Origin of the sequence: Clostridium sp. HBUAS56017 (genome assembly GCF_007115085.1) — a bacterium.
Classification (GTDB): domain Bacteria; phylum Bacillota; class Clostridia; order Clostridiales; family Clostridiaceae; genus Clostridium; species Clostridium cibarium.
On the sequence record NZ_SULK01000015.1, the window covers coordinates 115954 to 125640 of the forward strand.

Consider the following 9687-nt stretch of genomic DNA (forward strand, 5'->3'; position numbering starts at 1 on the left):
GAGATGATTCTTTTGAATAAAAAACTTGTACTAATAGGTGATAGTATAACCTTTGGATATGGGGTTAACAAAAAAGATTCCTGGGTTTATAACTTATCTAAAAATTTACCATTAGAAATAATAAATAAGGGGATTAATGGAGATACCACCCCTTCAATACTTAATAGATTTTATGAAGATGTAATAGCTTTAAATCCCGATTACATTTTTATTATGGGTGGAACAAATGATTTACTTTGTGGAAGATCTATTTCCTCAATTAAAGATAATATTAGTGAGATGATAAAAGATTCACTTGGTAAAAATCTAATTATAGGAATTCCTCCATGCATAATAAAGGAGATGGCTGAAAACTTATTTATGCCATCTACTCATTATACTCATTGTAAAAATTCTCTACCAATCTTAAGAAAGGAATTAATAGATTTATGCCAAAACTATTCAGTAAAGTACATAGATTTCTATAAGTTAACTTTTGATAACATAGGAAAGAATATTTTTATTGACGGAATTCATCTTAATTCCCTAGGAAATAATATTATGCTAAATGAATTTCTAAAAGTTTTTACTCTTTGATTTTATATATTCTGCTGCTTTTTCTCCAGCTTTAAATCCACATATATCCTTTTCCTTTAAAGCATTTACACCATAAATCAAATTTCCGCAAGCAAATATTCCTTCAATAGATGTTTTATACTCTTTAACTTTTGGACCTTTTGTATACATATCAACCTCAAGCCCTAAATTCTTAATAGCATCCTTTTCTGGAAAATATCCTACTGAAAGTATAAGACAATCACATGGAACATCTGTGATAGTATTTGTACCATTTTCCATTATCTTTACTTCTTCTATTCTTTCTTCCCCTAATGCCTCTATCACTTTATGATTGTTAATAACCGGAATGTTAAATCCCTCCAAAAGCTCTTTCATTTCTTCATCAAACTTAAAATTTTCATTTTCATCTATTATTAGCCCTTGGATCTTTCCTCCTTCTATAACAAACCTTCTTGCAAGTATTATTCCCCATTTGCTATTTGCAACAATTACTGGATATTTTCCAGGCATATATCCTTCTTGAACTATTGTTCTATGTGCATTTCCAACTGTATATATACCTGTAAAACTATTTGTTGGTATAGCAATATTTCCTGTATATCTTTCCCTGCAGCCGGAAGCTAAAATTATTGTCTGCCCCTTTACTTTAATTACTCCATCTGGTGATACATATCTTACTAACATATTTTCTTCTATCTCTAATACGTTCGCCTGTAGTTTGATATCCACTGGATGTTCTTTAAGTTTTTCTTCAACTAAACTTATATATTCAGGTCCTGTTACACTAACATTTAAAAAACTTTCACCAAACCCATTATGAATGCATTGGTTGAGAACTCCCCCCAATACTTCTTCTCTTTCTAATATTAATACTCTATCTATACCTTTATCTAAAGCAGTCAACGCTGCTGTCATGCCAGAAATTCCTCCACCTACGACAATTAAATCATATTGCTCCATTAGGCTTCCTCCTTATAACACATTAAGCATCCTAAAAAATTTTATGTAAATCTATAATTTGATAAGATTCTCTGCTGAATTCATAATTTCAACAATTTCAGTCATATCCACTCTTTTACCTATTAATAACTTATCATCTAATTTGTAATCTTTTAAGCATGTTGCTGAACAATATATTTTAACTCTCTTTTCTTCTAACAACTTTATTCCTTCTATAACTTTAGAACCTTCGCATACTAATCTAACCCCAGAATTCAGAAATATTAAAGCTGTAGGCAACTTTTCCTCTTCACTAATCACATCTATGTACCTCATCATTAATGTATCTCCTACTTTATCATTGCCTTCACCCAATTTATCTGATGATATTAAGATAGAGACTTTCTTCTCTTCTTCAAGAATTTCTAAACATCCTCGTTTTTCTATAACTACCTCATATACACTATCTTTTTCTCTAGATTCCACATGATAACCATGGCTCATAGCATATCTTGTTACATTCCCATTTGCTATCTCATTGTCTAGTAAGACAATTGCTTCACCTTCACCTATTGAATCAAAATATTTTTTCACCTTCGATACAGGTGTAGGACATTGAAGACCCGTGCAATCAATTTTCTTCATACTCTCACCTCGTACAATATTTTTCTTATGAAAACTAATCTTTATACAATTATATCATTTTTACAATTTTATTAAACATTTCTTACAATTATTTTATTGAATTTGTTTGATTGGAACTATCAATTATAATATAATTGTTAAAGGTTAATTAATAATTGATTAAAAATTATTAATGCTTATTAAAGAGAGGTGTTTCATGTTTAACTTACTTTATAAAATTAGAAATTATTTTATTTCAACAACAAAACATACATATATAAAACTTGGATTGTTTCTAATACCTATTGTCGGAATAATTTTTAAAGGTATAGTTCTTCAAAGTTTTATACAAAACCATAATCCATATGACTTTGATTTTATGCTAGGACTTTCAAAATCTCAGTATTTCTTTTCATATTACTTAGCATTTGCTCTATTATTTTTAAGTTTTTCTTTACTTTTTAAAGGAAAAGGAAGAATAATATTTATATTTATAATAGATATTTTCATAACATTATTAACACTACTAGATGTTATGTACTTCAGAGGATTTTTAACAGTCCCTTCAGTTTTAATATTATCTCAAACTGCTAACCTTGATCACTTAGGTGGTACAGTTTTATCTATGTTAAGTAAGTATGATTTCATCCTATTTTTGGACTTAATTATACTTGGTGTATATGTATATTTCACAAGAAAAAGTTATAAAGAAGCTCCAAAAAGAGCTGTTAAATCATTTTGCTTTACATTTATTGTTCCATTGTTATTTATAGGATATATTCCTTTTAATTTAGATGTATTACATAACAAAGATGTAAGTAATGCTTATTTATTTGATGATTATGATCCAACTAATACTTCTAAGTATTTTTCTTCAATTGGATATCACTTAAAAGACCTTTATACTGTATACAAAGATTCAAGACCTTATACTCTTACTGATGAAGAAAAAGCATCTATTAATGATTACTATAGCTGGAAAAAAGAATCTTTACCTGACAATGAATATGCTGGAATATCTAAAGGTAAGAATTTGCTTGTTATACAAGTAGAATCACTTGAAAGCTTCTTAATCGGCAAAGAAATCAATGGTAAAAAAATCACACCTAACCTTGATAACATAATTAGTAAAGGATTTTATTTTCCTCATATTTATGAACAGGTTAACGAGGGTACAAGCTCTGATTGTGATTTAATGATAAATACTTCAATGCTTCCACTTAGAAGAGGTGGCACATTCTTTAGATATCCAAATGCTAATTTTAATTCTTTACCAAAGATTCTTGAAGCTCAAGGATATGATCCAATATCAATTCATCCTGATAAAGGTTCATTCTGGAACTATGCTAATGCACTTAAAGGTGGTATAGGATTTAAAACATTTGTTGATTCCTTCTCCTTCGATATAAGTGATCAAATTGGAATGGGAATTAGCGATAAGAGTTATTTTGAACAGGTAGTTCCTAAACTTAAAGCACTAAATTCACCATTTTATGCTCATACTATTACATTAACAAGCCACGGGCCATTTGACCTACCAGCCGAGCTAAGACAATTATCTCTTGATAATGAACTTAATGCTAGTGAACTTGGTGGATATTTTGAAAGTGTTCATTACACTGATGCTCAAATTGGTAACTTCTTAAGTACGTTAGACAAAGAAGGGCTTCTTGATAATACAACAGTAATAATTACTGGCGATCATACTGGAGTTCATAAATACTATGACCATAGCATTAATAGTTTAACTAATAAGGAAGATTGGTATGTTAATAATGGTGAACCAACTGTACCATTTATAATTTATGACAAAAATATAAAGCAGAGTAAAACATTTGATACTATTGGTGGACAAATTGATATAATGCCTACGGCACTTTATATGTTAGGTATTGATAGCAGCAAGTACGAAAATACTGCACTTGGAAGAAATCTTTTAAACACTAATAGAAACTATGCTATAATTACAAACGGAACAGTAAAAGGAATTGATCTTACAGCTGAAGATGAAAAACAATTGAAAAATTCATTAGAATTATCAGATAAAATGATAAGATCAGATTATTTTAATAATAATAAATAGCTAACAAAAAGCTTTCCATAGGAATAAGTCCTATGGAAAGCTTTTTTATCTCTATTCTCCTGCTACAGAAAGTTCTTTAATAATAACCGAAGGTGATCCCACGCTACTCATTGGAAACTTCAAGTCATTTCCTATCTTCTCAATAGATTTCAATAGCTCAAAATAATTTCCTGCCACAGTTATTTGTTCAACTGGATAAGATTTTTTCCCACCTTCAATATAGAATCCCTTCGCTGCTAGAGAAAAATCTCCTGTAACCATATTAGCTCCTGAATGAAGTCCAGCAAACTCAGTTACAATTAATCCTTCACCTAAATATTTAATAAGTTCTTCAAGGGTATCACTACCTTTTTCAATATAGAAGTTTGTAGGAGAAATTCCAACAGTAGATGCATAAGATCCTTTAAACCCATTTCCAGTAGTCTTTATCCCAGCTTTATTTGCAGTCTTTAAATTATGAAGTAACGTAACAAGTTTTCCTTTTGATATAACTTCCTTCTTAAAAGTTGCTACTCCTTCATCATCAAATGGAGTAGATGCCAATCCATTATCTAAAAGTGGATTATCTACTATTGTTAAAATATCAGAAGCAATTGTTTCGCCTTCCTTTCCTTTTAGTAAAGAAAGTCCTTTTTGAGCCGCATCACCATCAAAAACTCCTGAAAATGCGCTTAATAATGACACCATTGCTTCATTATTAATAATAGTCTTATATTTTCCTGACTCTAATGATTTTCCATTAACTCTAGCTAAAGCCTCCTCTACTCCTTCCTTAGCTATCTTTTTCGCATCAACTTCTTCTATTGAATTAGCCGTTACGTAACCTGTACCATCGTATTTTTCACCATCAACTTCTATGATAGGTACTACATAAGCTGTAAAAAGATTAACTTTGTTCGTTAATTCAAGCCCTTTAGTGTTGTAAATCCCATAATATGAATTTCCATAACCTACACTACATGCACCTATATTTACGACCTTATCAGATTCCTTCTTCGCTTCTTTTTCCATATCTAAAGCAATTTGTATTAACTTCTCTGCATCAATATTCTCCAAATCTTTTGAGTATGTTCTAACTTCACTATATTCTTTGTCTCCATCATAAATAAATTGAACATCTTCGCTCTCTATAGCGCTGGCTCCCTCTTTAGCATTCTTTATTAGCATATCAATAGCATCATCATCTAGAATTTCTGTATATGAATATCCCATTTTTTCATTTATTTTTCCTCTAAAAGAAAGCCCAAAAGTCTTATTTAAATTATACTTCTCCACTTCTTCATTATATACTGATATACTTAAATTCTCTCTATCGCTAAAATATATCTCACATTCAGCAAAGCCTTCTTTTTTTGCTTTGCTAAATAATAAATCTTTAAATTCTTTGAACTCCATAGCTTTTACCTCCTATCTTCCACCAACTGTCATTTTTTTAACCCTTATCATAGGTTGCCCAACATTTACTGGAATACTACCTGAAACTGACCCGCACATGCCTTGAGACTGAAGTAAATTACTTCCAACCATATCTATATTCATTAATACTTCGCTGCCTTTTCCTATCAGACTAGCGCCTCTAACAGGTTCTTGAATTTCTCCATTTTTTACAATATACCCTTCTGAAACAGCAAAGTTAAATTCTCCTGTAACCGGATTTACTGATCCCCCACCAAGTTTTTTCGCATACAAGCCATCAGACATAGACTTAATAATATCTTCTGGTTTATCATCTCCATTGGCTATATAAGTATTTGTCATTCTTGAAGTTGGAGCAAATTTATAGCTCTGTCTACGAGAATTTCCTGTTGGACTCATGCCCATTCTTCTACCATTAAGTTTATCTATCATATAAGATTTTAATATTCCATTCTCAATTAAAACATTTTTCCTAGCTAAATTTCCTTCATCATCTATGTTTATTGATCCCCACGAATTTGGAATTGTTCCATCATCTATTGCTGTAACTTTAGTTGATGCTATTTGTTCACCTAATTTATTAGAAAATACAGAATTTCCTTTAGCTACTGATGTTGCCTCTAACGAATGTCCACAAGCCTCATGGAATATTACACCACCAAATCCGCTATCAATTGCCACCATCATATTACCTGCAGGACAATTCTTTGCATTTAGCATTGTATAAGCTGTTCTTGCTGCTTCTCTTCCATAGTATGCTGGATCTATTTCTTCAAATAATTCAAATCCCTTATGTGCTCCTGGTCCTTCAAAGCCTGTTTGATTTTCATTTCCCTTTGATGCTATAGCACTTATTGCAAGTCTAGTTCTAACTCTTCTATCTTCAGCATATATACCTTCTGTATTAGCAACAAGTATTTTTTGATCTTTATCTAAGTATGATACACTTACTTGGGAGATAGCTGAATTAAATTCCTTTGCATTTTTATATGCAATTTTCATTATATCTATTTTCTTATCATACCCTACTACATTGGGATACTTCTTTATCTTATGCACATTATTTATTTCTACTATATTATTTAATATTATGCTTTTCTCTTCTTTCAACTCGCCTAAAGCTAATGCTGCTTTATAAGCTGTATCTAATAATCCATTAGTTGAGCTGTCATTAGTATAAGCATATACACTCTTAAGTCCCTTAAATATCCTTATACCAACTCCGTAAGATCTTCCCCCTAGCGCATTTTCTACTCTGTTATCTATAATACCAATTCCATTGCTAATGGAATCCTCCTCAAATATTTCTGCAAAATCTCCACCTGTAATAAGGCACTTTGATAATATAGTTGATGCTATGTCTCTTGATATCATTTTTTTCCTCCAATCTCATAAACTAATATATTTTATTAGTATTATACCATTTTTTTGTTAATCTAACTCCAAATATTAATCTAAAAAAAAATCTATCTTAATTTAAAGATAAATTTTTTTTATAACTATTTCATTGTTCTAAATTCAAAGCCTTTTTCCTTAAACATATCTATTATCCTTTGCAATGCATTAACAGTTTCTCCTTTTCCATAAGTATCATGCATTAATATAATAACACTATCAGCATTGGGCCCTAATATTTGAAGATCTTTTTTGCATACTTGAAATAATTCATCTGCATTCTTTGGTTTTCCTTCAGAATCTTTTGTTTCAGCATTCCAATCTATACTTGCGTAACCTTTTTGCTCCATAATAGGTTTAATCTTATCAGTACCTCTCCACGAAGTAAACCCCCCTGGGAACCTTATTACTCTAGTTGAAAAATCTTTCCCCAATATACTTTTTAGAGTTTGATTACACTTATCCACATCTCCCATAAAGTTATTAACATTTAAAACTCTAACTTTCCCCGAATAAGGATATAAGTAATTATAATCATGACCGTAAGTATGGTTACCTATAGCATGTCCTTCTTTCACAGTTCTCCTTAATATTTCTTTTGATTCCTCAGACTTCTCTGCATTTTTTCCCATTATCATAAATGAAGCCTTTATATTATTTTCTTTCAATATATCTAATATCTTAGGCGTATTGGTTGTAGAGGGTCCATCATCAAATGTTAAATAGACAACTTTCTTACCATCTGTACGCACTGGAAAGGACTTAGGTCTTACTATCTTTTCTAATGAAATCGCATCATCAGCATTTGGATCTTTCTCTAATGCTGTATATCCTGTATTGTCCAAGATAGGTTCTTCTACTTTTGACTCGTTTGATGTTTCAGAGCTTTCTACTATTTCTGCCTTTGTATAAATCTTATCCTTGTCCCCTTCAAACTTAATCTTTGCCAGAAATCCTCCACCAACAATAGCTACTATGATTACTATAAACAAAACAACTTTCTTTTTTTTAGTTTCTTCACGTCTATTTCTTTTTTGCTGTACGCTACTTTTTCTTCTCCTATGTTTCCCCATATTTTCACACCTCTTTAAGTATTATTTACCACTAATAATTATACCTCCTCATGGGTTTACACTCTACAAATATATATTAAATATATATTACAAACTTATTAATAAATTTTTCCTTAACCTAAGTTTATGAAAAACTTTATACTATCTTATAAAACTTACTATAATATCATATTAAAAACAAAAAAGTTATCTACTTCTACAAGATAACTTTTCTTCAAATATTCTTTATTTAATTGTTCTAAACTCGAAACCTTTTTCCTTAAAAATATTTATTATTTGTTGCAATGAATTGGCTGTTTCCTCTTTGCCATAAGTGTCATGCATTAAAAATATTACACTATCTGCATTTGGTCCCAACTTATCTAAATTTGTCTTAGTTGTTTGAACTAATTCTTCTGCAGTTTTGTTTGGTTTTCCCTGAGCATCTTCTGATAAACTATTCCAATCAATAATTGCGTAACCATCTTGATCAATTATAGGTCTTATATTTCCTCTACCTTCCCAAGACCAATATCCCCCAGGAAATCTTATTGCTCTTGTTGAAAAGTCTTTACCTAAAACGTTTTTTAAAGATTCATTACATTTTTCTATATCACTCATAAAATTATTTACATTAATAATTCTACTTGGGTATAAATAATTATAATCATGGCAATAGGTATGATTTCCTATTGCATGTCCTTCTGATGCAGTTCTTTTTAATATATTCTTTGCTTCTTCACTACTGTCTAACTGTTTTCCCATTATAAAAAAAGTAGCCTTAATTCCATTCTCCTTCAATATATCTAATACCTTAGGTGTATTTGTTGTAGATGGACCATCATCAAAAGTCAAATATGCAACTTTCTTTCCATCCGTACGTACTGGATAATGTATTTCATTCTTTAGTAGCTTCTCCGTAGTATGAAACACTGTTATTACATCTTCAGCATTTGGGTCCTTATCTAATGATATATATCCATTACTATCTTCTAAAGCTTCCTTCTTACTACTATTATCCACTTTCGTTCCATCTTTGGCTGTAGAATCTTCTACTACTTCCGCTTTTGTATAGATCTTATCTTGATCTCTTTCGAACTTTACTTTTCCAATAAATCCACTTCCAATAATCACTACCACAATGGCTACAGTTAAAACAATTCTTTTCTTTGTAAATTTTTTATATCTGTCTCTTCTCTGGTTTATAATTCTTTTTTTCATTTTATACATCTCCATACATGTATATCCTTCTTATTATCAATTACTTTACACTGATAATTATACATCTTTTCATTTCCATACTCCATATGTAAATTATAAATATATCTTACAAATTTACTAAATAAATTCTCCTAAACAACAAAAAAAAGCAATAGTTTCACTATTACCTATAAAAAAAATGGCTCCGCGAAGAGGACTCGAACCTCCAACCTATCGGTTAACAGCCGAGTGCTCCACCATTGAGCTATCGCGGAACATTTATTCAGAGTTATTCTCTGAAAATTGCACATAGTTCCTTGTTGTATTCCTGTATCTTATTTGGTCAAGCCCTCGACCTATTAGTATCAGTCAGCTAAATATGTTACCACACTTACACCTCTGACCTATCAACCTTGTGTT

8 protein-coding genes, 1 tRNA gene and 1 rRNA gene are annotated in these 9687 nt (G+C 30.6%); 2 read left to right on the forward strand and 8 right to left on the reverse strand.

Annotated elements, in window-relative coordinates:
* Positions 1-3 precede the first annotated feature (3 nt).
* Positions 4-576 (forward strand): GDSL-type esterase/lipase family protein, encoded by a 573-nt coding sequence (locus FAY47_RS13730; protein ID WP_143317480.1) that lies wholly within the window; start codon positions 4-6, stop codon positions 574-576.
* On the opposite strand, the gene FAY47_RS13735 is transcribed toward FAY47_RS13730, so the two are convergent.
* Together FAY47_RS13735 and yedF are read right to left on the reverse strand one after the other, a co-directional pair.
* Positions 556-1518 carry an FAD-dependent oxidoreductase gene (locus FAY47_RS13735; RefSeq protein ID WP_143317481.1) on the reverse strand — a complete coding sequence of 321 codons (963 nt, stop codon included), beginning with the start codon at positions 1516-1518 and terminating at the stop codon, positions 556-558. The genes FAY47_RS13730 and FAY47_RS13735 overlap by 21 nt on opposite strands.
* Positions 1519-1569: 51 nt before the next feature.
* Entirely contained in the window at positions 1570-2142 is a 573-nt protein-coding gene (gene yedF / locus FAY47_RS13740) for a sulfurtransferase-like selenium metabolism protein YedF (RefSeq protein WP_143317482.1), read from the reverse strand.
* A 196-nt stretch (positions 2143-2338) separates the two neighbouring features.
* On the opposite strand from yedF, the gene FAY47_RS13745 reads away from it, so the two are divergent.
* Positions 2339-4204: an LTA synthase family protein gene (locus FAY47_RS13745; RefSeq protein WP_143317483.1), complete on the forward strand. Its 1866-nt coding sequence runs from the start codon at positions 2339-2341 to the stop codon at positions 4202-4204.
* Between the two features lie 51 nt (positions 4205-4255).
* Here the strand turns inward: FAY47_RS13745 and FAY47_RS13750 are convergent, their stop codons facing one another.
* The 6 genes from FAY47_RS13750 to FAY47_RS13775 all read right to left on the reverse strand — a co-directional run.
* Positions 4256-5599 carry a TldD/PmbA family protein gene (locus FAY47_RS13750; protein WP_143317484.1) on the reverse strand — a complete coding sequence of 448 codons (1344 nt, stop codon included), beginning with the start codon at positions 5597-5599 and terminating at the stop codon, positions 4256-4258.
* Positions 5600-5611: 12 nt separating this feature from the next.
* Positions 5612-6994, reverse strand: a complete 1383-nt coding sequence (locus FAY47_RS13755) for a TldD/PmbA family protein (RefSeq protein ID WP_143317485.1) — start codon at positions 6992-6994, stop codon at positions 5612-5614.
* Between the two features lie 125 nt (positions 6995-7119).
* Positions 7120-8088 carry a polysaccharide deacetylase family protein gene (locus FAY47_RS13760; protein WP_143317486.1) on the reverse strand — a complete coding sequence of 323 codons (969 nt, stop codon included), beginning with the start codon at positions 8086-8088 and terminating at the stop codon, positions 7120-7122.
* Between the two features lie 225 nt (positions 8089-8313).
* Complete coding sequence (locus tag FAY47_RS13765) at positions 8314-9288, reverse strand: polysaccharide deacetylase family protein (RefSeq protein ID WP_143317487.1); 975 nt, start codon at positions 9286-9288, stop codon at positions 8314-8316.
* 179 nt (positions 9289-9467) lie between these two features.
* Positions 9468-9542: transfer RNA gene (locus FAY47_RS13770), tRNA-Asn, on the reverse strand.
* A gap of 64 nt (positions 9543-9606) precedes the next feature.
* Positions 9607-9687, reverse strand: a 23S ribosomal RNA gene (locus FAY47_RS13775); the annotation flags it as partial.